Below are 26,187 nucleotides of genomic sequence, written 5' to 3'. Positions count from 1 at the left end.
ATTCCTTACAGTAAGTTAATGGCATCGCCTGCCACTTTCACTTGGATACCTTGAGTCAGTGCTTGAGCAACAAATGCTTTTAGCACAAACGCCAATTTATCTTCATCAACATAAGCCACAGTAATGTGGTTACTTTGATGTCCCGCCATAAGGTCATCACGAGTTACGCCATCTAACGTACAGTTCAATAATGGCCATTCGTAGTTAGTTGCTTTACGGCGACGTTCAAATTCTGCTTCAGGTAACTCCACAGCCACACCTGTACCAATATGCATAATTACATCAGTACCTTCATAGTGTGCACGGCCCCATAATAAGCGCCCTGCTTTACCTTGACCTGCGATAGTTGAACCCCCTTTAGGGAAGAACATCGGAGGTTGGCGATAACCTGTTGCACCTTTTAGGCCACCTTTGAGGTGTTCAAAAGGAACAGAGCCTGAAATTTCCATATCCCAGTAGAATGTTCCTTCATACTCACTACCCCAACGAATATCATGTAGTGTGGTTTCAGCAGGTAATCCTAATGATGTTAATAAACGCCATAACATCGTTTGAGGAATAGCCGTACCCATATCCACTTCGTTGATACAAGGAATTGGTGTGTTAGGGCAGATAATCTCACCGTTTTCATCTGGCAGTGGGAAACGCGCGGTTGAACCAATCGCACCTTCAGCAAAGTCAGACGCTGGGCAACAATCTTTTAAGCCCTGCTGATATTGCACACCCACCGCTGTTAGACCAAAACGTTTTACGAAACGCGCCATAGCAATCATCATGGCGCACTGCTCCATCACTTGTTCACGAGTGAGTTCAGTTTTGTCATCTTGACCAAACATAAACGTCATCCCGTTATCTTCGTACCACTGTAAACATGCCTCTCTTAATTCTGTCGGTACTTTCGCCATTTCGACCAGTAACGCAGATTGAGAAAGGGATTCAATTGGCATACCAATATTGATCATTGCCTGTTGTGGGAAGACCCCGTTAATCATTCCCATACAGAATGTATCGAACAAACCGATTATTTCTTTATTTTTAATTATATATTCGCCGACTTTACGACCCACTTCGCCGGCTTCTGTCGCCATTACCCTGTGTGTTGGCGCAATATCTGTAAGATAGCTAAGCTTATGATTTACATAACCATATTTCAACCAAGTTGCTAAACCATCTACAAAGAATTCATCATCAAACTCTTCTGACCATAAACGTGAATAATTTTTACCTAAACTAGTCATCGTGCCCGCTAAACACAACATGCCCACCAGACCCGGCCATGTACCATCAAAGTTAGCCAGCAGTAAAATAGGGCCACGATGGTGTGCTAATGAAGACGCAATATGGTGTGAATATTGCCATGCGGTTAATAACACGATAACTGGTGCATCAGGATCGATTGCAGCAAACATATCGCAACCTTCACGCTGACTACTGATAAAACCATGACCGCGAGCTTCATTAATTTCATGAGCACGCTTCATTTTGTAACCTTGGGCTTCTAATGCTGCTGCCAGTTTATCTTCAAATTTTTTCTGTACAGGCCAGCACGTTACGTTTGCAGGCTCGCGTAAGTCTGCGTTGGTAACCATCAGGATCTCTTTCTGACCTGCTGTGATGGTTGTCGGTAATTTTGGTAGATTTAAGTTCAACATAAGATATCCCTGGTAAGGTAAACTCGGTTCATAATCGGAAAAATTAGTGGTCAATAATCTGACATCATTTCGTTATAACGCTGCTGATCTTGATACATCTGCAAATAAACTTGGTACTTGGCCTGATGGAAGGCAAACGTGTCGCTATCTGGTGTGATAATGCCACCTTCTCGCACCATTGCACTGGCAGCTTTAGAGAAATCATCAAAGGCTTTACATGCCACTGCACCTAATAATGCAGCCCCTAAATTCACTGCATCTTCTTCTTGCGCTAAATGAATTTCACGACCTGTCGCATTGGCATATTCGCGTAGCCACAATGGATTTTTCGTTGCACCACCACACATCACGATGCGATTGATTTGATGTCCAGCATCTTCAAGCGTGTCGATAATATGGCGTGTACCATAAGCAATAGATTGCAGTGTCGCGAGATAATAACGAGCCAATGCAACTCGACCACTTTCCAGCGTTAATCCGCTTACCATGCCTTTGGCTGCAGGATTTGCGCGCGGAGAACGATTGCCATGATGGTCAGCTAAAACATGAAACTGTGCTGTTGGATATTGTTCATTCTCTTCCAATTCGGCGACAGCTTCGTTTAATAAGGCATAGTAGTTAACACCTTTTTCATTTGCTTCTTGCTCTAATTCAGCCCAAGATCCATGACGGCGGATAGACCATTCAACTAACGCACCCGCAGCACTTTGACCGCCTTCGTTTAGCCATAATTCGGGTAACATCGCGCCAAAATAAGGCCCCCAAACACCGGGTACCATAATTGGATATTGGCTCACAATCATGTGGCAGTTAGACGTACCACTGATAATTGCCAAACTACCTTCAGGTTGTGATGCCGTTAATGCCAAGCCACCTGCATGTGCGTCAATAATGCCTGAAGCAACAATGACCCCCGTGTGCAAGCCAAATGCATTGGCAACCGACTCATCTAAACAACCCGCTTGTTCACCTAACGCAAGAATGGTTTGTGGTACTTTTTCTAATAATTCATCCAAACCTACATCGGCTAACAAACTCTCACTAAATTGTCCCTGATGTGCTAAATAGTTCCATTTACAGGTTAATGTACAAGTGCTTGCGACATCCCCTGATGTTGCTTTCCAAACTAAAAAGTCAGCTAAATCAAAGAATCGCCATACATTCTCATAACGCTCTGGGTAATTATTTTTTAACCACAGAATTTTTGGCAATTCCATTTCGATACTTACTTCACCACCGACATATCGCAGTGAAGGATCATTGGTGAGATTGATAGTGACTATTTCTTGTACAGCACGGTGATCCATCCACATGATGATATCTTGTTCAGCTTTACCGCTTGGTGAAACAGAAAGCCCTTTACCGTCCTTATCCACCGCAACCAAAGAACAAGTGGCATCAAAACCAATAGATTTCACATGGATAGGATCAATAGCAGATAACGCCACCGACTCTTTTACGGTAGTGCAAACCTGCTGCCAAATATCGGTAGACGATTGCTCAACGAAATCCGTTTTTGGACGGAATTGAGCAATAGGGCGAACAGAAAAGCCCAAACGCTTTCCATTGCTATCAAATACCGCTGCACGGACACTGGCTGAGCCAACATCAACGCCAATAAAATATTGTTGTTCCATGCGAACCCTCATCATTTGCTAACGCTATGCTAATTTTTGCTACTTCGAGTTAGCAAGTTAATTCGAGCATGACGAAAAAACAATCACAATAAGATTAGTTTGTGATGTAGATCTACATAGATAATGTAATTGCATGTTTTTAATAGATATTTATTTATTTGGCTTTGTGGGTTATTTAAATGGTGTACTGAATCGATTATGTTCGTTATAAAACTAACGAACATTTAACTAATTGAATAAGTAAAATCACTTATAAAAATATTAATATCTCAACAATAAACATCCTTTTATAAAAAGATATCTCACTAATAATGAGAGATATTATTCAAAAAATAATGAAAAAAGGAAAAACAATAATATTCCTATTGCTATAGCGAGTTATTACTTTATTTTTAATAAGTTAATTTAAATTTATATATTCTTTTTTGGAGCATTTAATTATGTTGAAAAATATTGCTATCAGTCTTTCTCTGCTGTTTATTTCCTCTTCTGCTTTTTCAGCGACATTAGCAGAAAAAGAATTACACCAAAAATTTGAAGATAATATTCAATCTCGTGTTGTTGATTTAAATAAAAGCTGCGATGCCAATATAAAAGTCGCTTTTGATTGGTCTGCATTTACTACTGATGATTTAAAAACAACAGGGATTGATAGTTATTGTAGTGAGGGACTAAAAGGTGTAATAAATACCTGTGAAAGCTCTAAAATCGCACAAGAAACAGTAAAAGAAAAAATACAGAATATTACCTGCTCTAAAGCAACGCCTCGTAGTATTGAACTTAAAGAAGGTACGCTGAATTTTGGTATTGATTTCAATGCCGCAAACGATGCAAAAGCGGTTCAAGAACATTTAATGAATAATCTCTAAATAGATTATATTCGGCAAACAGCAATACTTTTAAGTATTGCTGTTTATTAATTAGATAACAGATTGAATAAGCTTTTTAGAATAATCATGAGAAACATTGCCTAAACTATTTATCTCACATAGTTCAATATTCCTACCTTGTAAAAAAAACATCACTTTATCGCAGAAATAAGCCACCGTTTGAATATCATGACTAATAAAAAGATAAGAGAGTGTAAACTCTTCTTTTAACTGTTTTAATAAATCTAATATTTGAACTTGCGTGGGAATATCTAAAGAGCTAAGTGCTTCATCTAATACAATAAGTTTTGGATAAGACGCTAATGCACGACATAAACAGACTCGTTGAGCCTGCCCACCAGAAAGTTCAAATATATAACGTGTATAGCAACTTTTAGGTAATTCTACTTTATCTAAAAAAGCAAAAATAAGTGTTTTCAATGCTTGATGGCTAATACTTGGATTAATGATTTTAATTGGCTCAGCAATAATTTCGCCTACCGTTAATGTCGGATTAACGGAAGTCATATAATCTTGAAAAACGATACTAATTATACCTTGGCGATGAAGTCGTTTTGTAACAGGCTTATTATTTAAAGCGATAGCACCACTATCAGGTAATTCTAATCCACAAATTAAACGCGCTAACGTACTTTTCCCACTGCCACTTTCCCCCACTAAACCAAAGGCTTCACTTGAATGAATATTAAAAGAGAGTGAGTCGATAACTTTCACTTTTTCACCAAATAGTGTGTTATTTTTTTGAGTATAAAACTTACTAATATTCTCAACGTTTAATAACATAAACCCTCTTTTATTATGATGATATTAATCTGTTTTTTTATTAATCAATTGCTCAAAGCGTAATGAAAGCTGCCGGCGTGCATTAATTAAATAACGCGTATATTCTTGTGTTGGGTGTGATAAAACGGTTGTTTTATCGCCACATTCAACCATTTTTCCTCTTTGCATGACGACTATATCGTCGGCAATTTCATTAACTAGCCCTAAGTCATGAGAAATAAAAATCAGTGTTGAATGATGAGTTGTGACGACATGATGAAGCAATTTTAAAATATCTTGGCGAAGTGGTGCATCAAGCGCCGTTGTCGGTTCATCCGCAATTAATAATTTCGGTGATAAAGCGAGCGCAATCGCAATCATCACACGTTGTAGTTGTCCGCCACTTAATTGATGAGGAAACGCCTGCATAATAGATTGAAATTGATGAGGAAAAACATGAGATAATGCCAACTGTGTTTCTTCTATGGCTTGCTTTTTAGAATAGGAAAAATGGTAGGTTAAAGTTTGGCAAAATTGCTTTCCTATTCTCATCAAGGGATCGAAGGCACTCATACCATTTTGCACAATCACACCTAAAGATGTTCCTAATAAAGCTCGACGTTGAGAAAGTGTTTCATGACTGATTTTCTTTTCTTCAAAGAAAATCTCTCCTGACATCGCTAATTGTTCAGGTAGCAATCCCATAATGGCTTTACTCATCAAACTTTTACCACTACCGCTTTCTCCGACAATTGCTAATGTACGTCCTTGTTTTATCGAGAAAGAGATATCATCAATCAGTTTTTTTCCACTTTCTTGATGAAAAATAGAAACATGCTCAAACGTCAGTAAGTTGTTCATGCTTTTCTCCTACTGACTGACGATTATCGGGATCAAACACATCACGTAAAAAATCACCCCAAAAATTAAATGCGGTGACAACAAGGGTAATCGCGATCCCTGCGGGTAACATTTGCTCTGGATGTAGTACCATGACATTTTTTGCTTCACTGAGCATATTTCCCCATTCTGGCGTGGGTGGTTGTACACCTAACCCTAAAAAGGAGAGAGCAGATATCATTAAAATAACGCTACCAATATCCGTTGATGCTAAGACAATAGTTTCAGCAAAGGTAACAGGTAATAGATGTCGCCGTAAAATATGACTAGATGGTGCGCCAATGACCTGTGCATATGCAATGTAATTACGATGAGAATATTGACGAACAACCCCTCTGATCATTCTGGCATACCATGCCCATTTCACTAAAATAATGGCAATTAAGATATTACCAATACCCGGTCCCATTATTCCCACTAACGCTAAGATCATAATTTCTGCTGGAAATGACAAAACCACATCACATAACCGCATAATTAATGTATCTGTTTTGCCATGAAAAAACCCGGCTAACATTCCCATTAACCAACCAATTATTAATGTCATACTCATGGCTAATAAGGCATAAAATACCGTTGTTCTTACACCAAACAATAATCTTGAAAAGATACAGCGCCCTAAATTATCCGTACCTAACGGATAATCAAAACTCATTGGCTTAAATTTCAAACGTATAGAGGTTAATGTGGGATCATGCGGTGCCAACCAAGGGGCAAATATTCCTGCAATAATCACAATCATAATCACCAATAAGCACAGTTGTGCACTTTTATCTTTTGCAAGTCGTTGCCAAAACAGTTGCCACATCACTATCTCCTTAACCGTGGATCAGTCATCATTTGAATGACATCCATCAGAAAATTAAAAAAGAGAAATAACAGTGACATCAATAAAATATAAGCTTGTATCATCGGATAATCACGACCAAATATAGCACTGATACATAGTCGTCCGATTCCTGGCCAAGCAAAAATATTTTCAATCACCACCGTACCAGCAATAAGCTTCGGAATGCTCATTCCCAATGCCGTTAAACTGGAATACAGCGAATTACGTAAAATATGGCGACGTAAAATAAGGTTATCGGGTAATCCTCGCGCTTTGGCATAAAAGACATAAGGCTGATGCCATTGATTTAACATCGCACCCCGTAATAACCGTAAATAAGTACCGATATACCCTAAAGAGAGTGCCAATGCAGGCAAAATAACAGACTGTGGCGATAACATCCCGCTGACAGGCAACCAATCTAAATAAACAGCGACTCCCCAAATTAAAAGCAACCCTAACCAGTAATTAGGAATTGCCGTTAAAATAAACACAATGAAACGAATGCATTTATCCGTAAAACTTTGAGGTTTAGCCACACACCATAATGCTAAAGGTAATGCCAGAATAATCGTAAAGAATAGCGCCGTTGAGGCTAACCAAAGTGTTGGCGGTAATGCTCTTAGCATCTCTTGAATAACAGGGGTTCTTGTAAGAAAAGAAGTACCAAAATCGAGTTGTAAACCTGACATTAACCATAAAAAGTAACGCGTGAAAAAAGGTTTATCTAACCCTAACTCATGGCGCATACCTTCAATGGCTTCGGGTGTTGGTACTATTTCATTGACGCGTAACGCGACTTCCGCGGGATCAGATGGGGCTAACTCCAACAGAATAAAGGCTATAAATGAAATCATTAGTGCCAGTGGGAAGATAGCCAGCACTCTCCAGAATATATAACGTAGCATAAGGTTTGATCAGCGTGGCTCGTTAATATTACGAGCCATGCTTATTTTAGTTAATCCCATCGATGCATTAATTAAGGCTTAAAGCGCATCTTTTCAAACGGTATTTCATATTGAGATGGATTAAAGCCCACATTTTCTAATTCACTACGATGGATAGCTTTGGTACGTGAATAAGTTAATGGAATATAAACTGCTTGCTCTGCTAATGAGGTAAACAAGGTTTTATATAATTCCTGACGACGTGCTTCATTAGGTGTAATTAATAACTCACCAATCATTGCATCCAATTGAGCTTTATTTGCCAATCCTTTTTGCCCTTGATAATCCGCGTGAGCAGGTATTCTAAATGATGAAACAAACGAAGCCGGATCGTAAGGTGTTCCCCATGAGAGCGAATATTGCAAATCGAAATCACCATTTTTTTGTCTATCTAAATAGGCTTGTTTTTCTTCACCTAAAATAGTTAAGCCGACACCAATCTTTTTAAAGTCATCTTGAATAAGTTCAGCTATCTCTTTCTCAACAGCATTATTTACATTATAAGAGAGTAATAACTGTAATTTCTCACCTTGCTTCTCACGGATAGTCTTACCTTTTGGTAATACCCAACCTTCAGCCTCTAATAGATCAGCCGCTTTTGTAGGGCGATAAATATAGGTTGGCGAAGCAAAATCACAGTAAGGCACACTTCGCGCCATTAAAGTATCAGCAACTTTTTCGCTACCTGCTAAAATACCTTGTGCAATTCCTTCTTTATCGACCGCATATTGCAATGCTTGGCGTACTTTTTGGCTGGATGTCATTGCACGGCTACTATTGAGCACAATGGCACGAGACGCGATCGGTGCACTCATTTCAGTTTTGAATTTATCTGATGCCATAAGAGCTTCAAATGAATCCATATCTAACATGTCGCCATCTGCACCAAAAATAAGCTGAATATCCCCCTTTTGCAGAGAAAGTAACATAGTTTGTCTATCGGGGATCACTCTCCATATCACACCATTTAATACTGGCTTCTCTCCCCAATAGTTGGGATTAACTTTAAACTCAGCATATTGGTCTTTTTTATGCTCAGTTAATATCCAAGGCCCTGTGCCCACATAGTTCGTAACACCTGTTTTGGTTTTGCCATTAATAAAAGAATTCGGCGAAATAAAACGGAATGGGCGAGTTAAACCTAATTCCGTTAATGTTGGGTAGTAAGGATTTTTTAGATTTAATTTAACAGTGAATTCATCAACAATTTCAACGCTATCAATCTGACGAACTAACTCTAACCACGCATGACGTTCATAGTTGTCTAGTACCGCCTCAATGTTTAGTTTTACTGCTTTAGCATTAAAGGGCTCACCATCACTAAACTTCACATCATGGCGTAAAAAGAAAGTGTAGCTCTTTCCATCAGGAGAAATATCCCAACGCTCCGCTAAATAAGGTGCAACGCCTTTTTCGGTATTTAATACAAGGGATTCAAATACCATGTTTTGAGCTGCCATCTCACCAGAGTAGAGATGCGGGTTGATATCACGAATATCTTTTGTGCTGGCATAATCCAACATATTATTACTTTTGTCTGCTAATGCAGGAAAAGCACATGCCAGTGTTAATAATAGCGTTGGGAACACTGAAAGTAAGGGCTTCACGTTATTCTCCTTTAATTATCTATTCTTTGTTTTTGTGCGTGGATCATAAACATCGGTGTTGAACCATAATTGATTTTTTCTTCTTCGTTCCACACGAAATCACCAATACGAGTATCTATCATATATCGACTAAAACCGATTTCTAACAGGGTGTTTATATCCCATTGCGGACGTTTAATTTGACTTAATGGTAATTGGCGAGCAATTCGTTCCATCTCTTTGGTATCTGTATTGACGTAGTGATCTTCAACTTGCTTTTCAATTGAACGCTCTCTATCCGCCACAAAACCTTGCCAGTAGCTTTCATCAAAGAGATGTAAATACCAGTTAGCATCGAAATTAATTAAACTACCACCCGGTTTTAATACTCGAAACCACTCCGAATACGCTTTTTGAGGTGCTTTTAAATTCCATGTCACGTTACGACTGACCACTAAATCGAATTGTTCACTGGCAAAAGGCAATTGGTGTACATCACCGCGAACAAATTGAATATTTGCTTTGTGCGTTTGCGCATTTTGTTTGGCTTCCAGCAACATGCCTTCCGTTGCATCAATTGCCGTAACCTCATGACCTGATAACGCTAATAAAATGGCAAAAAAACCAGGCCCCGTTCCAATATCAAGCACTTTTAAGGTTTCACCTACTTTGGTATGCCCCAATAATAGATGACGCCATTTCTGTTGTTTCTCGCTCAGCAATTCCTGTTGATTCGACTCACTATAACTTTCAGCTCGGATATTCCAGTAGCGAGTTACATCATTAAGTAATTGGTTATTATTTATTTTATTTGTCATCAGAAACCTGCTGTTATATCAACGTAAAGAGAGGAATAAATTCCCCTAAAAGCGAATGATTTGGCTATTTTTTAGTGTGGGTAACATACCCTGTAACCCCAAGATGCTCTATGTGCTATATCAATATTCACCAGTACTCAATAAGGAAGATCTGCCAATTTGCGATCTCCCTCTTTAACATAAATGCGTCATCCTAATGGGTGTAAAGATAAATAAGCAAATGGATTATTTTCCCTGTTAAAATAGAGAAATAAATTGAGCGAATTTAGAAATAAAAAGTAATTCTGTCTTATATTAAAAAAGTGAGCGCTTTAATTTCACCTTTTTTATAAAACCGTTATAGTCAATAATATTACTATCTTAAATTTCTTTCTTTAAACGAATATAGCCGTCACATAAGGCTCTCGAAAATATGAATCGAATCTCACGATTAACGGCTGATATTACCCGCGCCGATTTTGCCTTAACGCATCAACAGCAATTACTTCAATTGCTGACTCAACATTTTCCGACTAAGTACCGCTCTCTATTTGCAATGCCAGAGAAAAAATCGGATGACGTGGTGGAGTGGTATTCTCCAGTTTCTGGTAATCCTGTCGCTTTAACATCGTTACAAGGACAAGAACAACAAGAAATAAGACGTATTTTAGATGAACGCCTTAACGATATTAAAACGCAAACGGCACTATTAGCATCACAAAATAGGATCACGGATGAAGAGCGCCATCTTTTAGATACGGCATCAACGCTTCCTGATAGCGAGAGTGTCTATGTTATTAATGGACAGCCCGTTATTACATGGTGGCCACGCACCACACCATTGCCCCCCCCTATTGCACAAGTTACTGCGGGTGCAAGTGCCGCGGCTGCGGGTGCCGCACTTGCCGATGTGCCCGCCAAAACACGTAATCGCTGGCTACGTTGGTTATTACTGCTGTTATTCTTACTGTTTTTGGTCTTACTGGCATCTTGGCTAAAAGGCTGTTTTGATCCGAAAGTGGTTCCTCCTGTGATTGAAGAGAAACCAGCCGTTGTCATACCGCCAAAACCAGAACCTATCCCTGAGCAAGAGCCTATTCCTGAACCCGTTCCAGAGCCTGTACCGGAGCCAGAGCCTATCCCAGAACCTGTACCAGAACCGGCTCCAGTACCTGCGCCTAAACCTGTGCCAGTGAAAAAACTCACGCCACTAGAAGCTTGTGTGCAAGATGAACTGAAAAAATCGGGTGTGACAGAGAAAACAGCAAATGCAACCTGTGAAAATCGCTTAGCCAGTAAAATAAAGCAAATGTGCCCAGCTGAACGTCCACCAGAGTTAGCACCTCAAGTGATCATTATTTTTGATGCTTCAGGCTCAATGGCATTGAGTATGAGTTTAACGGAAGACGATTTAGACTTTATTTCAAGCACAGGAAAACTGTTCGCGGGCTATGATGCAGAACCTCGTCGTATCACCGTGGCAAGAAATGCAGCAACAAAAATTATTAATAGCATTCCTTCTGATATGAAGGTCACCACGGTTGTGGCATCAGACTGCGGTGTAGTGAAATCAAGTCCAGCTTATGGCGGTAATGAACGCTCAAAATTGCTTAACTACATTAAACGTATTGAACCTGATAGTGGTACACCGTTAGCCGAATCTATTCAACGAGCTGGCTCTCTCATCAAGGGCAACAATCGTGACACGATTATTGTCTTGTTATCTGATGGGTTAGAATCATGCGATCAAGATCCATGCGCAGCAGCACGTACATTAAAACGCGCTCACCCTCGTGCCGTCATTAATGTGGTTGATATTTTAGGTACAGGTGCAGGTAACTGTGTGGCGAGTACCACTGGTGGAAAAGTCTTCACGGCGCGTAATGCTAATGAAGTTACTTTAATGACTCGAAAAGCGATTGAAGATTATATTCCAAAGAACTGTAAATAATGATTGATTACGGTTTCTAATATTTAATTCACCCTCTTTGGTTTCACATTGAGGGTGAATTTTTCACGTATTACGTGTATTTTATTATTATATTGGCACTGACAAACTCTATATCTTATCTATTTAAGACCATTCCTTAATTGCCTGTTTTTTTCTTTTCTCATTCTCTCATTATTCAGAATAAACCTATTTTGTGATTATTATCACAACAATGAGATGATCATCAATAGTTTATTCTTTTATAATTTGTCTTTTTTTTCTTCTATTTCATTATTTTTTAATGTAAAAGCCAATATATCGGTGATTTAATCCATGTATTTAAGAAAATATAGCGCAACCTGTAATGTCATTATTTAATTATGATAATCGTCATCTTAATATTCCCCTTTCACTCAAGAAAAATAAAAAATCCTTTAATAATAATCAGTTAATTAACTCTAAATAATCCGCTAGATAGACACCCAATTTCTGATAATATAAAATGAATATAAATTTTATATCTTTATTTTTAGCCTTAAAGCCTATTTACGGATAAGCCAACTTACCCATAGATAATCTTGCCTAGCGGAATGATCGTCGTGAATAAAGCATTCTTACGAAGTGGTAAATTAGAAAGTTACCTCCCTATGGGAGAAAATGGACAGGCTGTTTATATCTCTGCTCTGCAGCTACGTGAAACCCTGCGTTTAAGAGGAAAGGCTCATATTTCTCAATGTCTTGCTATTCCTCAACCAAATGAAACTGGCGAGCGCATTGACTGGTATTCACCGATTGATGGCTCTGTTATTCCTTGGTCTGCGGCTTCAGAAGAAGAACGCACCGCCGCTTATGCGCGACTGAAAAAGAATCAAGATGATTTAATCGCCTTTAGTGAACAAGAACAGCAAAGGGCTGGAAGTAAAGAAAGTCAGCTTTTTGGTGCCCTGCTCAGCAAAACTATCCAATTTCCTGACGAAAACCATATTTTTATTGTTGATGGCCAACCTATTATTACCTTCTGGGGTTTTGTCAGTGCTAATCAACAACTTAGGGTTGATCCTGTTGCTTGTTTAAAACCTGCTGTAGCGCCAATCGCACCAACATCAACCGTAGCTCCACCAGTGCAAGAAAAAATCATTATTACTGACATTAAGCGCCCTTGGTGGCGTTTCTTATGGTGGCTGTTACCTCTATTATTACTTCTACTCGCAATTTTCTTCTTAAGAGGCTGTTTTTCAACGCCAGCACTGCCTACAGTTGATATTAAAACGCCAGATATTGAAGTGTCTAAATTGCCCGAACCTACGCTTGAAAAGCCCAAAGTCCCCACGGTGGTGACTCATGACCATACCGTTGGTATACCAACAGGTACAGTTCACACAGGAACATTAGGCACCGTTGATGCCAATGGGAATGTGATTAATGGCACTGATGGGAACGGCACAGTAATTGATCCTAATACTGGTTTACCTGTGGTTGATCCTCAAATAGATAATAACCAAGGTGCTTTACCTGAAGGCGCAACGCCCGACAATGCACAAAAACCGAATGTACCTCCTGTTGATCCCGCAACACAAAATGAGCAACCGAAAACAGATACTCCTCAAAACGCAGGGAATGAGAACAACACGGCTAACCCTCCTGTTGATCCCAATGCACCACCAGATGTCACACCACCAGCTACGGCTGATAACACAACACCACTGACTATCCCTGCAAATGCGTTAGCCAATGGCTCAACCCAATTCCTTAATGGCCAATGGAAAGCAGGTGCAGGTATTCAAGATCAAAAAACAGGTAAACCACTGAGCCTGAACTATCAATTAGATAATGGTAAAGGACAAGTCGTCATGACACGCAGTGATGGCGTGACCTGTAAAGCCCCTGTGAACGCAGCCGTCAATCAAGGTGGCCTGAATATAGATAACCAAGGTCAGGCTCTGTGTAGTGATGGCTCAAACTATTTGATGCCAAATATTATTTGCCAACCAGGAAGCCAAAATATTGCTGATTGCCAAGGGAAATATGAGAACAGTCAGCCATTCCCATTATCAATGAAGCGGGAGAATAATTAATTCATGTTAGCACCACTGACCGATTATAAAGATAAAATTACCCTTATCCGTGACAGCAATATTCAGTTTCTGGATTTCGGTTTTACGCTACCACAGCGCAAAGAGTACGGTGAGTTTGTTAAAAAAGGTGAAAACGGCCCGTTAATGCGACTCATCTATAATGAACGAGATGATAACTATCTTTACCCAGCACCTAAAAACCAGCCTCAAACACCGAGAGAGGCTGAATTTAGCTTCTCCCTTGAAGAGTCATTAACCCTATTAAATGACACATGGCTACCGGTGCCATTCTTCCGTTTTAATCCACCACGCGCATTCTCTCAAGGCCCTGATAACTGGGTAAGAATGATGTTCCATCAACTATCTGAGCCAGATGAAGATGGACATACACACCGCGTTGTTGTGGCATTTGATACTCGAATTGAACCGAATCGCGCCAATACAGCTTATCTGGCGCCAAACGAAGAAGATGTTCGCTCTGGTGTCGCTTTTGCGTTGGCTTATTTGGGCTATGAAGTTGAGAACTTCCTTGAAACACCGTGGATTGATGGTTGGTTAAAGGAAGTCTTTAGCGAAAGAGCGCTGGCAGTGACCAAGATGTACCATGATGAACTTGAAGATGCACTTAAAGAGTTTCAACATCAGGCACATTACCTTAATTTACTCAATATCTTAGGTGAGAAGTTACGCTTACCTGAAATCAAAATTAACGAAACCAAACCGCAAGAGCCCGCGATTGAAGTTGATCTTATTCTTGATGTGGGTAACTCACGCACCTGTGGGATCTTAATTGAAGATCACATCAATGATAATAAAGGGCTAACGCAACTCTATGAAATGACGCTGCGTGATTTAAGCCACCCTTATCAAATCTATAATGAGCCATTTGAAAGCCGTGTTGAATTTGCGCAAGCTGAATTTGGTAAACAAGATTTCTCAGTAAATAGCGGTCGCAATAATGCCTTTATGTGGCCGACGATTGGCCGCGTTGGCCCTGAAGCCAACCGCATGGCTGCGCAACGCTTAGGTACTGAAGGCTCAACGGGTATTTCAAGCCCTAAACGCTACTTATGGGATGATTCCCCGTATTCTCCGGGCTGGCGCTTTAGTCGCTCTTTTGGTCAGACAGACAGAGAGCCACTGGCAACCGCGGTTCCGATGACATACCTTCTAAACGATCACGGTGAGCCGTTATTCCGTTTAGAGCCTGACTTTCGCATGCCAGTATTTACGCCAAACTATACCCGTAGTTCATTAATGACCATGATGTTAACCGAAGTGTTAGCGCAGGCATTAACGCAAATGAACAGCCCTGCTCAACGCCTTAAAATGAGCCACGCAAGTGCACCTCGTCAATTGCGCAATATCATTTTGACTATTCCGCCAGCGATGCCAAAACCAGAGCGTGCCATTTTTGAAACGTGCATGGAAAACGCATTAGGACTCATTTGGAAAGCAATGAGTTGGGATCCAACTGACGAAAAACTGCGTTTTGATGGCAAAGATGAGCAATGTCGTATCCCAATGCCAAACATCCATGTGAAGTGGGATGAAGCCACTTGTGGCCAGTTAGTTTACCTCTACAACGAAACACAAATTAAATTTGGTGAACGTACTGAAGCCTTCTTTGCTAGCCAAGTGCGTGAAGATAACCGCGCATTAACGGGTGATAGCACGTTAAAAATTGCCTCAATTGATATTGGTGGTGGAACAACCGATCTCGTTATCACTCGTTATAAACTGGATACGGGCACAGGTAGCAACGTCAAAATTATTCCAACACAATTATTCCGTGAAGGATTCAAAATTGCGGGTGATGATATTTTATTAGATATCATCCAAATTTGTGTACTGCCAGCATTACGCACCGCATTAACGGATGCGGGTATTTCTGATGCCGATGCCCTGATGTCGTCTCTTTTTGGTAGTGAAGGTTTAGATGCGGGTCAGCAAGTATTGCGCCAACAACTTACCCTACAAATTTTTAATCCGATTGGGTTAAAGATTTTAAGCCAATACGAAAACTACGATCCATTAATTCCACATGAAGGCATTAACAGCACTTTTGGTGAATTACTTAACGTTCTACCGACAGAGCATGTACGTCGTTATATTGATGACGCAACCAATAAAGAGCTTGGTGGTGGCGAGAGTTTCTCCATTTTAAATGTGCCTGTACAAATTAACTTTGCGCAATTGCACGCCGAATTTATTTCAGGTGAACGCATTAATATCACGCGTAGTTTAAAAGCCCTGTGTGAAGTCCTTTATTACTACTCCTGTGATGTTTTACTACTGACGGGTCGCCCTTCTCGCTTACCGGGTATTCAAGCACTGTTAAAAGTATTACAGCCGGTACCGCCTTCTCGTATTCTGCCATTACATGGCTACAAAACGGGTGGTTGGTATCCATTCAACAAAAAAGGCCGTATTGACGATCCAAAATCAACAGCAGCGGTCGGTGCAATGTTGTGTTTAATGGCTGAAAATGCACGTTTACTCAACTTCTACTTCTCGACAGGTAACTTTAAAACTTACTCAACAGTACGTTATTTAGGGATGTTGGATAATAACAACACCATTTCTGATAATGACGTTTACTACCGTGATATTCAGGATAAATTTGAGCCCGATCCTGATACCTATTTTGAAGTCAGAGGCGGGATCCGTTTAGGCTTCCGTCAATTAGATAATGCCCGTTGGCCAGCATCTCCACTTTATACCTTACGCATTAAAAATCCAAAATTGGCACAGCAACTTAGCCAAGAAGACAGCGTATTGCATATCAAGCTTGGAGAAGAAAGAGGCGCTTCTGGCCATAATGATGACAATAAATCTGAAAAATTACGTATTGAAGAGATGGAGCTTATTAATGGCAAAGGTGGCGTTAATAAGAACGGTTTAAGCTTCAAACTCAATACGTTAGCAGATAGTGGAATTGGTGAAACATCCTATTGGCTGGATAGCGGGAGTGTATTAGGTAAATGAATATGATGGATGAAAAACAGTTAACAGCCAAATGGGATGCCATTTATCAAGGCGCGGGTAAAGCCATTGATTGGGTAACGGCAGTAAGAGGTAATGCACCTCGTTTAAATACCGAAGCCGATAGCCTTATCTATCGTCTACGACGTAGCCGTAACATGGCAAAAAATCTCAGTTTAGCGACACAACGACCAATGTCTGTGGGCTTTTTTGGTCTTTCTCAAGCAGGAAAATCGTACCTGATTTCAGCCCTTGCTGCAGGACAAGAAGGTCGTTTAAGAACCAGTATGTCAGGTAAAACCCTTGATTTTATCGACCATATCAACCCACCGGGTGGCGGTAAAGAGGCAACAGGCTTAGTGACTCGCTTTAGTCGCAACGCCACAAAAGGTACGCAAGAATTTCCTGTTGAGCTACACCTTTTTAGCGAAATTGAAATTGTTAAAATTCTTGCTAATGCTTATCTGTATGACTTTAATCAGGAAAAAATTGATTTTGAATTAGATGAAGAAAAAATTTCTCGTTTAATCAATTCTTTAAGTTCACAGCGTAGTGCCACTGCTGTTGCGGGTATCACCCACGATGATGTCGTTTCATTATGGGATTATCTGCAACGTCACGCCGAAAAAAGCCAGAAAAAATTAGCAGCAACCTATTGGCCTAAAGCGATTGAATTAGCGCCTTATCTCAGCATTGCGCAACGAGCTAAACTTTTTTCTGTTTTATGGGGCGATATTGCAGAGCTGACATCCGCTTATCAACGTTTTAGCACCACACTTGCCTCTTTAGGTAATGCATCTCTTGTTTTGGCTCCGCTCTCTTCTTTAGTCAAAGAGCAAGACGGCGTGTTAGTACAAAAAGACAGTATTATGAACGTAGATATGTTAGAACGTCTCAATACTGCCAATGATAGCCAGATAAGCATTTGTCCTGTTCATGGGGATCGTATTGATGCCCCTGTGACTCTTTCATTAGCAGAGTTAACTGCGCTGACGGTTGAATTAGTCGTTCCGTTATTAGATGCACCAAGTAAAGCCCTGTTTGAACACGTTGAACTGCTCGATTTTCCGGGCTATCGCGGTCGTTTAGGGGTTGAAACTATGGCTGATGTGCGTCGTCAGGTTAACGATGACAGTGCAAACCCGCTGGCACAGCTTATTCTACGGGGTAAAGTCGCCTATCTATTTGAGCGTTATACCGATAACCAAGAGATGAATGTGTTAGTGGTATGTACCGCATCAAACAAACAATCCGATGTAAAAGAAGTCGGTGCAGTCCTCACAGAATGGATCAATAACACGCAAGGTAAAGATGCACAAACTCGTGCTAAACGCCCTTCTGGCTTGATTTGGGCTATGACCATGTTTGATATGCGTATTACCAACTCCTTAACCATGAATGAAGCGTTATTACGCCAATCATGGGGTAAAGGTGGCATGATCAAAATGGCGATGTTAGAGCGCTTTGGCCAATATGAATGGATGTCATCAGATTGGATCAACGGTGAAGCGTTTAATAACACCTTTTTAGTACGTAAACCGGGCGTACCAACACCGTTTATTCAAATCAGTAATGGCAAAGAGACGTTTCTAAATGAAGACAGTATTTCTCAGCTACATCTGATGAAAAAAACCTTTGCTGAAGATGAAACTGTCCAACGTTATATTCGTGAACCAGACCAAGCATGGGATGCCATGTTGTCGCTTAACGATGGTGGTATGCAACGCCTTGCTGATTATCTTGAAACCGTTGCCTTAAAACCACTAAAACTTGAACGTATCAGTGAGCAACTGCAAGAAATTCAGCGTGATTTAATCGGTCATCATCTTGAAAAATGGTATCAATCAGGTGGTGAAGAGGAATTACAGGTAAAACGCCGCAATGCCGCCACTATTTTACGCTTTATGCAAAGTCGCCCTTATTTACAAGGTGCGTTACTGGATTACCTGTTACCGTCTCGCAAATCACTCTACGACCTGTATATGCAGGATAAAGAGGTTATCGATACACTTTCAGACAAGAAGGCAACACAAGCCCCTGTTTCCGCCTTTGCAGCTATGGAACAACCCGCTTTTGATCTCTTTAGTGATGCGCCAATCTCTCTAGTACCAGAAGAAGATGAAGCCCCTAAAGGTCACGGCAACGAGGTTACTTACCCTAAAAAAGTGATGGCATTATGGATAAACCATCTGCGTAGCCTGCCTGATAACAGTACTTTGTTAACCTATTTAGGCATCGATCAAGAAATTATGGTGCTGTTAGTTGATGAACTTATCACTGCTATCAACCGCCTTGGTGTTGAACAACGCATGCTAAAAACCCTTGCAGGGACAGAAGCCATTGCTCGTCGTGATGACTTAGCTGAACAACAATCATCTCGAGTTTATAATGTGCTGGGTGATTTTATTACTTGGTTTAATTTCAAAGATAACGGTGTTGAGAAGCCTGATAGCAAAATCAATGCTGGTCATAAGATCTTTGAAAGACCCGATAGTACTAGCGTGCAATGGGGTGATGATGAGCGTTTAGTCCGCTTACCGACCAACCCTGTTAACTATACCCTTTTATTTGTGATTGATTGGCTTATCGCTTTATCAGCGGTTATTACTGAGAATGCAGGGCATTCTGCGGGAAGAGAGATCAGTGCTGAGCAAAACGCACTATTAGGCCAAATAATTCAAACCATGAAATCATCCGTCGTGGAGTCATAATTCGTGTTTAATCCAGAATTAAAACCCGTACAACCTGCTCGTCCCGGCTTTGCGGTATTAAGTATTCGTAATTGGGAAGGTGACGCTTCCCCCGTTTATTTAAGTATTCAGCGTAACCAAGATCGCTATTTCTTAAATGATAAAGGGGAATGGGTAGGTAATGCCTTTTTCCACCAACTTTCACTTGAAGATGCTGATGATGGTTATCAAATCGTTCTTGATAAAACGCTCGTTGATCCCCTCGTTAGCAACTTACAGATGGCGTATCAATTTACGTTAAAAGACGATAACGAAACACAAGATATCGGACGATTACGTATTCGTGATGGCGTATTAGCCTCACAAGCACAAGGTCAGAGTGAAGCATTAAAATCAACGGCGACATTAGATAATCAGCCAGTTCCGCCTGCTCCTATTATTGAAGAAACTCCGCCGGAGCCAGAGCCACTCAAAATTGAACCTGAAGAAATAGAGCCGATTATCCCTGAAATCAAGGCAGATGAACCACCACAACGACCAATACCACCTGCACCGAAGAAATCGAAAATTGGCTTAATTTTGGCCATTATCTTGATCTTAATTTTAGCAGGTGTCTTAACATGGTTCTTCTTGCTAAGAGGAAATCCTGCTGGCGAACCTGCACCACAACCAACACCAGAACCCGCAACACCTAGTGTATGTAGTGTTGAAAATATGAAATCGGGTACAGCATTAGCCTTTGTACAAAGTTGCATACAGAGCCAACCGGATAGCAAAACTATTCTTGCCACTATTGAACAAGCGAAACAGAACAATCAATGTGATGTTGCTCAGCGTTTATATGCTTATAAAGCACAATCAGGTGATGTTGATATCGCACTGAATTACGCTCGTGAATATGATCCTGAAACCGCATCGGCACAAGGTTGCTTTAGTGCAGACAAAGAAACGGCTATTTATTGGTACGAAGCGGTTCTTAATCATGACTCACAAAACAGTGACGCAAAAGCGCGTCTTGAAGCTTTGAAAAAATAGGAAAGTCTCATGAAAAAGGCGCATTGGCTTACTCTTATTCTTAGCGGTTTAATTCTGACAGCGCCAGCAAGTGCTGAAGAGAAAAAACCGTTACTACAAGAGGGTAAAAAGACTCTCTATCAACGTGTATTAACTTATCCAGGTTGCCAAGTAGCTGACACTATTGGCGCAAAAGGTAAAGAGCAACCTGCATTTAGCCGTTTTTATGTTTATCAACGCCAAAAACAAGGTGCCAACGAGTGGCTACAAGTTGGCCCTGATAGCTTAGGGCATATCAGTGGTTGGATGAATGCAAGTTGCACATCAGAGTGGAAAATGCAGCTAACACTCGCATTTACTAACCCTGCGGGTCGTAACCCAATGCTGTTTTTCAAAGATAAGCAAACAGTTGAAAGCTTACTTGAAAGTCCAACCCCTGAAAAACAGTACAAACCCTTTTTAGCAGATATCAAAAACCAGAAAGTGAATCCGGCTGTTTTAGCAAAAGAGCCAGATTATATGATTGATCAGAAAAGTAATTTCTATCTGTTACCTGTATTAGGCTCAGATGAAATCTTTACTGATGCAGGCTATAAAGTGCGAGTACTCAATGTGGCCTCTGTCTCTTCTCAAACTAAAGACAGCAAAGACGCACAGAATGCGAATGCAACGCCAAACAGTGCAAAACCTACAACACCTAACAGCAAAGATGCTGACAATATGATGCAAGGCTTTTCTGCCGCAGTCGTGTTTGTTATCGACTCAACCATATCAATGGATCCTTACATTGATAGAACCAAAGAAGCGATTCAAAAGGTTTATGCGCAAGTCGAAAAAGACAACATGTTGGATAAGGTTAAATTTGGTTTAGTGGCATTTCGCTCTAATATCAAAGCCGTTCCTGCATTGGAATACGACAGCAAAATGTTTGTAAATCCCAATGATGTAAAAGACGGCCCTGATTTCCTAAATAAAGTTAAAGAATTACGCCAAGCTAAAGTCTCAAGTAGTCGTTTTGATGAAGATGCTTATGCTGGTGTAATGCAAGCTCTTGATGATGTTGATTGGACACGCTTTGGTGCGCGTTACGTTATTTTAATCACCGATGCAGGCGCATTAACGGGAGATGATCCTCTTTCATCCACTAAACTCGATGCGGAACAAATTCGCCAAGAAGCGGCTTATCGCGGTGTTGCACTTTATACTCTGCATTTAAAAACTCCATCAGGTGCAAAAAATCATGCGTCTGCTCAAACGCAATATGAAGCATTAACGCTTAATCCATTCTTACACAAATCCCTTTACTACCCTATCAACTCAGGGGATGTAAATAGTTTTGGTCGTATGGTAGATAGTTTAGCAACCGCTGTAACCACTCAAATTCAAACGGCTTATCGTGGTGAAGCCACCGTAGGTAGTGCATTAAATGCCGATCCTGCCTATAGCAAAAATAAAGAAACAGATGCCTTACTAAGTGATGCACACGATTTAGGTTATGCAATGCGTTTAGCTTATTTAGGTGAGAAGCAAGGCACAAAAGCACCTCCTGTTTTTAAAGCATGGATAAGTGATCGAGATTTATTACAGCAAAATATCCCAACGACAGAAGTGCAGGTTTTACTGACTAAAAGTGAGCTTAGCGATTTAAGTGATGTGATGAAAAAAATCGTTAATGCCGCTAATGAAGGTTTGATCTCTCCTGACAATATGTTTGCTGATTTACGCTCGATTGCAGCCACTATGGGTAACGATCCAAATCAAATCAAACAAGGTTCAGCGACCAAATTGGGTGAAATGGGCTTACTCGGTGAATATGTCGAGAATCTCCCTTATTTAAGTGAAGTGCTTGGCTTAGATGAAGAGACATGGAAAAGCTGGGATGGTCTTGCGCAAGAGAAATTTATTCGTCGTCTAAATACGAAATTACAGTATTATCAACGTTATAATGAAGATGTTGATCGTTGGATATCCCTTGCACCACAAAGCGATCCTCGCGATCATGTTTACCCTGTTCCACTAGAAAACTTGCCTTAATGATCCAGATTGAAGGCATGGCAATTACGCGTGGTGATGCGCAACATGGTTTTCGTGTTGCGCTTCCTTCATTGACTCTTGAAAAAGGGGAAATCGGCGCACTAACCGGATTAAGTGGTTGTGGTAAAAGTACCTTATTAGAAATGATAGGGTTAATCTTGCACCCAAATGAATTAACCCATTTTCAACTCAGTGATGATTTAATTATCACACAAGCAGTACTCAGTAATGAACAAGCTCAACTCGCATCATTACGTGCTGAGAAATTGGGTTTTATGCTCCAAAGTGGCGGATTACTTCCCTTTTTAACCGTCATGCAAAATATTCAATTACCTCGTAAGATGCTGGGATTAACACCACACTCCGCTTGGCTTGATCACGCCATTGACTATTTACAATTACGCCCTTTACTTAGTCGTCTTCCTCGCCAACTCTCCATTGGTGAACGTCAACGCGCAGCGTTTATTCGTGCAATCGCTCATGAGCCCGCTTTATTACTGGCTGATGAGCCTACAGCCGCTCTCGATCCTCATAATGCGCAAGCGTTGTATGCATTGATTGTTGAAATGGTAAAACAGCTCGGTATCTCTGCGCTGGTTGTCAGTCACGATTGGTCTTTAGTCGAGCGTTTTGGATTTAGCCACTATCATGCACAACTACAAGGGGGCGGTAGTGTCTTTATCAAACAATAACATTAATCCCAATCGCCTTGGCTTACTCAGTTCACTCGCTTGGCGAGACTTAATTTATGATCGCAAAGTTGCGCTCTGTATTGTGTTCTCTTTAGTCTCCGTTATTGCTCCACTGTTACTGCTATTTGGGCTAAAAAACGGCATTGTGACGCAACTTCACAACCAACTCTTAAATGATCCGCGTAACCTTGAAATACGTATGTTAGGCAATGGCAATTATCCACAAAGTTGGTTTAATGACATTGCACGCAAAGATGAAGTTCGATTTGTTATCCCATTAACACGCAGCTTAAACACTCAAGCTGATATTGTGATTGATGGTCAACGTTTTATTGATAATGCAGAAATTATCCCAACAGCAAAAAACGATCCTTTATTAGAAGGTGTCGAAATTCCCCAAAATACAGACACCTTAGTGCTCTCTGCCAATGCAGCACAAAAGCTACAGGCGAATGTAGGCGATAATGTGCGCTTATTTATTAGCCGTAAGCTTAATGGCGTTAATGAACGAGCCAAACGTACCTTTACTGTTGGCGCCATTATCAGTGATAGCAAATTCTCAAGAGCGGCAGCCTTTGTTTCTCTTGATGTTTTAGTGGCAATGGAAGATTACCGAGATGGTTATCAAGCGCCTATTTTTGGCGTAACAGAAGGCACTGAAGCGAAGCCAAGAACCCAGTTTGCTAAAGCTCGTCTTTATGCAAAAAATTTAGATGCCATTGCACCACTAGATGATTGGTTTAGACAACAACACATTGATGTGATGACACAAAAAAGCCAAATAGACTCTGTAAAAGCAATCAGCTACGTGCTTAATGTTATTTTTTCCGTGATTGCTTGGGTATCACTGTTAGGCTGTATTGCCTCATTAATTGGCGCATTCCTTGCCAATATTGACCGTAAACGTAAAGATATGGCGGTATTACGCCTGTTGGGTTTTCGTCAATTTGCAGTCTCTTTATATATTGTACTGCAAGCACTGTTATTAACGAGCGTTGCCTTTATTTTAGCCCTTGGGCTTTATGGCATCGGTAGTACCTTATTCACCACATTATTAGGCACACATTTACCTGAACAAGCCTTTGTTTGTCAGTTAACGTTTTGGGATTTATTGATTGCCATGTGCAGTGCCTTACTGGTGGCCTTAGTCGTGGCAAGTATTGGCGCACTGCGTGCCGTTTCGATTGAACCTGCGGAGAGCTTACGTGAAATTTAATTTATCGCTTCTAACTTTATCATTCGCGCTGTTATCTAGCAGTTTTACCGCATCTGCCAAATGGGACGATAAATTCGTTAATCCAAAAGCGTTGCCTGATGATGTTACCTTGCCTTTCCCTTGTGAAGGTTCAATGGTTTTTCGCCAAGTCACCATACCCTTAAGCCAGCCATTACAAGATTACAGTGTGACCTTAGGGCAAGAAGGTGATGAATGGGGCTATTTAGAACAATCTCGAGCAGAACATATTGCAGGTAGCTTTCCATTAAAAGGCAAAGAAAAAGGCCGTTACTACCTTATGGCGAAATACCCCGTTACCGATCTGCAATATAACGCCATGCAGAGCGTAATTAATGGTAAAGAGTGCCCCGTTGCTTCAAATAAATTACGGTTACCAAAAGTGAACATCAGTTGGTATGAGGCGATGCAATTTGCTGACCAATACAACCAATGGCTAAGAAGCAATCATCCCGAAGCGTTACCTGTTGAAGATGGCGCAAAAGGTTTTGCAAGATTACCGACAGAAACTGAGTGGGAATTTGCGGCACGTGGCGGTTTAAAAGTCTCAGCCTCCGAGTTTCGTGATATACGTTTTCCAATGCCAGAAGGTACCAAAAACTATATTTGGTCAGCAGGTAGTCAATCTGCTAATGGCTCATTACAACTCACCGGTTTGTTATCACCCAATCCATTAGGTTTACATGACATGTTAGGTAATGTCGCTGAAATGATGTTTGAGCCTTTTAGATTAAATAAACTCGACCGCTTACACGGACAAGCGGGTGGCTTTATTGTGCGTGGTGGTAGCTATCTCACCCCAGAGAGCGATATGCGCAGTTCATGGCGTCAAGAAGAGCCTTATTACACCAACACTGGTGCAAATAAAAATAAATATACAGGTTTTCGTTTAGCCATTGTTGCCCCTGCGTTGACATCACGCGACAAAATTAAAGAGATAGAAAAAGAGTGGCAACAATTAGGGAATGAGAAGCCAGCAAACAATAACTCAAAAACTAATAGCGATAACTCCATTAATAGCCTGAATACGCTCTCAACCCAAATACAAGATGAAGCGCTGAAAAAACAGTTAGCTGAATTGAAAAATACACTTCGAGCAAATGCACAACTGCGTGATGAGCAACGTGATCAGGCTATCCGTACTTCACTGCAATTAGGCGCTTTTTTATGTACCAAATTAAAAGATGATGGCGAATTCTATGATCGATTAATTGCACTGCATGAAAAAAACTGCCCTGCGGGCACAAAAGATGCCACATGTGAACGACGCCAAGAACAAGTAAACGAACATAAGAAAACCCTCGACTTTGTCGTGAGTTATTACGCAGACACATTAGTGGATATGGCAACCACATATGATGCCTCTTTAGTAAAACCTCAAGTTGACGTTGTACGCCAATTGATGGAAGCCAGAGGTAAATCAAATTTAAATACGTACCTTTCAACATATATGCAGGGACTCCAAGGATATTGGGCTAACGGTAAAGTTTCACGGAACGAATGGCTTGAAGCGTGCAAAAAACAATAACAGAG

The 26,187-nt window shown here is 40.6% G+C and carries 18 protein-coding genes; 10 read left to right on the top strand and 8 right to left on the bottom strand.

Annotated elements, in window-relative coordinates; all coding sequences use genetic code 11:
• Positions 1-5 precede the first annotated feature (5 nt).
• The gene (locus tag GWJ01_RS04445) at positions 6-1,652 is read right to left on the bottom strand and encodes a signal transduction protein (RefSeq protein WP_075671193.1); all 1,647 of its coding nucleotides are present in this window, start codon (positions 1,650-1,652) and stop codon (positions 6-8) included.
• Between the two features lie 50 nt (positions 1,653-1,702).
• Positions 1,703-3,289, bottom strand: coding sequence for an FGGY-family carbohydrate kinase (locus GWJ01_RS04440; RefSeq protein WP_161710746.1), 1,587 nt, complete (start codon positions 3,287-3,289; stop codon positions 1,703-1,705).
• A 440-nt stretch (positions 3,290-3,729) separates the two neighbouring features.
• Here GWJ01_RS04440 and GWJ01_RS04435 point away from each other — a divergent pair, with 440 nt between their 5' ends.
• On the top strand, positions 3,730-4,158 hold the full coding sequence (locus GWJ01_RS04435) for a hypothetical protein (protein ID WP_109395081.1): 429 nt from the start codon (positions 3,730-3,732) through the stop codon (positions 4,156-4,158).
• Positions 4,159-4,209: 51 nt separating this feature from the next.
• On the opposite strand, the gene GWJ01_RS04430 is transcribed toward GWJ01_RS04435, so the two are convergent.
• The 6 genes from GWJ01_RS04430 to GWJ01_RS04405 all read right to left on the bottom strand — a co-directional run bounded on the left by GWJ01_RS04430 (position 4,210) and on the right by GWJ01_RS04405 (position 10,021).
• The gene (locus GWJ01_RS04430) at positions 4,210-4,962 is read right to left on the bottom strand and encodes an ABC transporter ATP-binding protein (RefSeq protein WP_109401616.1); all 753 of its coding nucleotides are present in this window, start codon (positions 4,960-4,962) and stop codon (positions 4,210-4,212) included.
• A gap of 24 nt (positions 4,963-4,986) precedes the next feature.
• Positions 4,987-5,802 (bottom strand): ABC transporter ATP-binding protein, encoded by an 816-nt coding sequence (locus GWJ01_RS04425; RefSeq protein WP_161710745.1) that lies wholly within the window; start codon positions 5,800-5,802, stop codon positions 4,987-4,989.
• Positions 5,780-6,649, bottom strand: a complete 870-nt coding sequence (gene opp1C, locus GWJ01_RS04420) for a nickel/cobalt ABC transporter permease (protein ID WP_109395084.1) — start codon at positions 6,647-6,649, stop codon at positions 5,780-5,782. Before opp1C ends, GWJ01_RS04425 begins: the two co-directional genes overlap by 23 nt.
• 2 nt (positions 6,650-6,651) lie before the next feature.
• Positions 6,652-7,578, bottom strand: a complete 927-nt coding sequence (gene opp1B / locus GWJ01_RS04415; protein WP_109395085.1) for a nickel/cobalt ABC transporter permease — start codon at positions 7,576-7,578, stop codon at positions 6,652-6,654.
• 71 nt (positions 7,579-7,649) lie between these two features.
• Positions 7,650-9,224 (bottom strand): nickel ABC transporter substrate-binding protein, encoded by a 1,575-nt coding sequence (gene nikA / locus GWJ01_RS04410; RefSeq protein WP_109401619.1) that lies wholly within the window; start codon positions 9,222-9,224, stop codon positions 7,650-7,652.
• Positions 9,225-9,235: 11 nt separating this feature from the next.
• Positions 9,236-10,021 (bottom strand): class I SAM-dependent methyltransferase, encoded by a 786-nt coding sequence (locus GWJ01_RS04405; RefSeq protein ID WP_109395087.1) that lies wholly within the window; start codon positions 10,019-10,021, stop codon positions 9,236-9,238.
• Between the two features lie 412 nt (positions 10,022-10,433).
• Here GWJ01_RS04405 and GWJ01_RS04400 point away from each other — a divergent pair, with 412 nt between their 5' ends.
• From GWJ01_RS04400 to GWJ01_RS04360, 9 genes are all read left to right on the top strand, one after another.
• Positions 10,434-11,951 carry a vWA domain-containing protein gene (locus GWJ01_RS04400; RefSeq protein ID WP_109395088.1) on the top strand — a complete coding sequence of 506 codons (1,518 nt, stop codon included), beginning with the start codon at positions 10,434-10,436 and terminating at the stop codon, positions 11,949-11,951.
• A 578-nt stretch (positions 11,952-12,529) separates the two neighbouring features.
• Positions 12,530-14,005, top strand: coding sequence for an SrfA family protein (locus GWJ01_RS04395; RefSeq protein WP_161710744.1), 1,476 nt, complete (start codon positions 12,530-12,532; stop codon positions 14,003-14,005).
• A gap of 3 nt (positions 14,006-14,008) precedes the next feature.
• A complete protein-coding gene (locus GWJ01_RS04390; RefSeq protein ID WP_109401621.1) occupies positions 14,009-16,993 on the top strand; it encodes a virulence factor SrfB in 2,985 nt (994 codons plus the stop codon).
• A gap of 2 nt (positions 16,994-16,995) precedes the next feature.
• Positions 16,996-19,701, top strand: a complete 2,706-nt coding sequence (locus tag GWJ01_RS04385) for a putative virulence factor (protein ID WP_231135768.1) — start codon at positions 16,996-16,998, stop codon at positions 19,699-19,701.
• Between the two features lie 3 nt (positions 19,702-19,704).
• Complete coding sequence (locus tag GWJ01_RS04380) at positions 19,705-20,715, top strand: hypothetical protein (RefSeq protein ID WP_109401623.1); 1,011 nt, start codon at positions 19,705-19,707, stop codon at positions 20,713-20,715.
• Positions 20,716-20,724: 9 nt separating this feature from the next.
• Entirely contained in the window at positions 20,725-22,728 is a 2,004-nt protein-coding gene (locus GWJ01_RS04375) for a vWA domain-containing protein (protein WP_109401624.1), read from the top strand.
• The gene (locus GWJ01_RS04370; RefSeq protein ID WP_109401625.1) at positions 22,728-23,420 is read left to right on the top strand and encodes an ABC transporter ATP-binding protein; all 693 of its coding nucleotides are present in this window, start codon (positions 22,728-22,730) and stop codon (positions 23,418-23,420) included. The genes GWJ01_RS04375 and GWJ01_RS04370 overlap by 1 nt, the downstream gene beginning before the upstream one ends.
• Entirely contained in the window at positions 23,401-24,636 is a 1,236-nt protein-coding gene (locus tag GWJ01_RS04365; protein ID WP_231135769.1) for an ABC transporter permease, read from the top strand. The genes GWJ01_RS04370 and GWJ01_RS04365 overlap by 20 nt, the downstream gene beginning before the upstream one ends.
• On the top strand, positions 24,626-26,182 hold the full coding sequence (locus GWJ01_RS04360) for a formylglycine-generating enzyme family protein (RefSeq protein WP_193528585.1): 1,557 nt from the start codon (positions 24,626-24,628) through the stop codon (positions 26,180-26,182). Before GWJ01_RS04365 ends, GWJ01_RS04360 begins: the two co-directional genes overlap by 11 nt.
• Positions 26,183-26,187 lie beyond the last annotated feature (5 nt).

It is taken from the genome of Proteus sp. G2618 (assembly GCF_009915995.1).
Lineage (GTDB): Bacteria > Pseudomonadota > Gammaproteobacteria > Enterobacterales > Enterobacteriaceae > Proteus > Proteus terrae.
Note: the sequence above shows the minus strand (reverse complement) of the source record. Positions and strands in the feature narration are given on the sequence as shown.

Excerpts from the sequence above, each read along its gene's own strand:
- GWJ01_RS04400 (WP_109395088.1), top strand. The coding sequence starts at position 10,434 with ATGAATCGAATCTCACGATTAACGGCTGATATTACCCGCGCCGATTTT.
- GWJ01_RS04425 (WP_161710745.1), bottom strand. The coding sequence starts at position 5,802 with ATGAACAACTTACTGACGTTTGAGCATGTTTCTATTTTTCATCAAGAA.
- opp1B (WP_109395085.1), bottom strand. The coding sequence starts at position 7,578 with ATGCTACGTTATATATTCTGGAGAGTGCTGGCTATCTTCCCACTGGCA.
- GWJ01_RS04435 (WP_109395081.1), top strand. The coding sequence starts at position 3,730 with ATGTTGAAAAATATTGCTATCAGTCTTTCTCTGCTGTTTATTTCCTCT.
- GWJ01_RS04440 (WP_161710746.1), bottom strand. The coding sequence starts at position 3,289 with ATGGAACAACAATATTTTATTGGCGTTGATGTTGGCTCAGCCAGTGTC.
- GWJ01_RS04430 (WP_109401616.1), bottom strand. The coding sequence starts at position 4,962 with ATGTTATTAAACGTTGAGAATATTAGTAAGTTTTATACTCAAAAAAAT.
- GWJ01_RS04445 (WP_075671193.1), bottom strand. The coding sequence starts at position 1,652 with ATGTTGAACTTAAATCTACCAAAATTACCGACAACCATCACAGCAGGT.
- GWJ01_RS04370 (WP_109401625.1), top strand. The coding sequence starts at position 22,728 with ATGATCCAGATTGAAGGCATGGCAATTACGCGTGGTGATGCGCAACAT.
- GWJ01_RS04375 (WP_109401624.1), top strand. The coding sequence starts at position 20,725 with ATGAAAAAGGCGCATTGGCTTACTCTTATTCTTAGCGGTTTAATTCTG.
- GWJ01_RS04390 (WP_109401621.1), top strand. The coding sequence starts at position 14,009 with ATGTTAGCACCACTGACCGATTATAAAGATAAAATTACCCTTATCCGT.
- opp1C (WP_109395084.1), bottom strand. The coding sequence starts at position 6,649 with ATGTGGCAACTGTTTTGGCAACGACTTGCAAAAGATAAAAGTGCACAA.
- GWJ01_RS04405 (WP_109395087.1), bottom strand. The coding sequence starts at position 10,021 with ATGACAAATAAAATAAATAATAACCAATTACTTAATGATGTAACTCGC.
- GWJ01_RS04385 (WP_231135768.1), top strand. The coding sequence starts at position 16,996 with ATGATGGATGAAAAACAGTTAACAGCCAAATGGGATGCCATTTATCAA.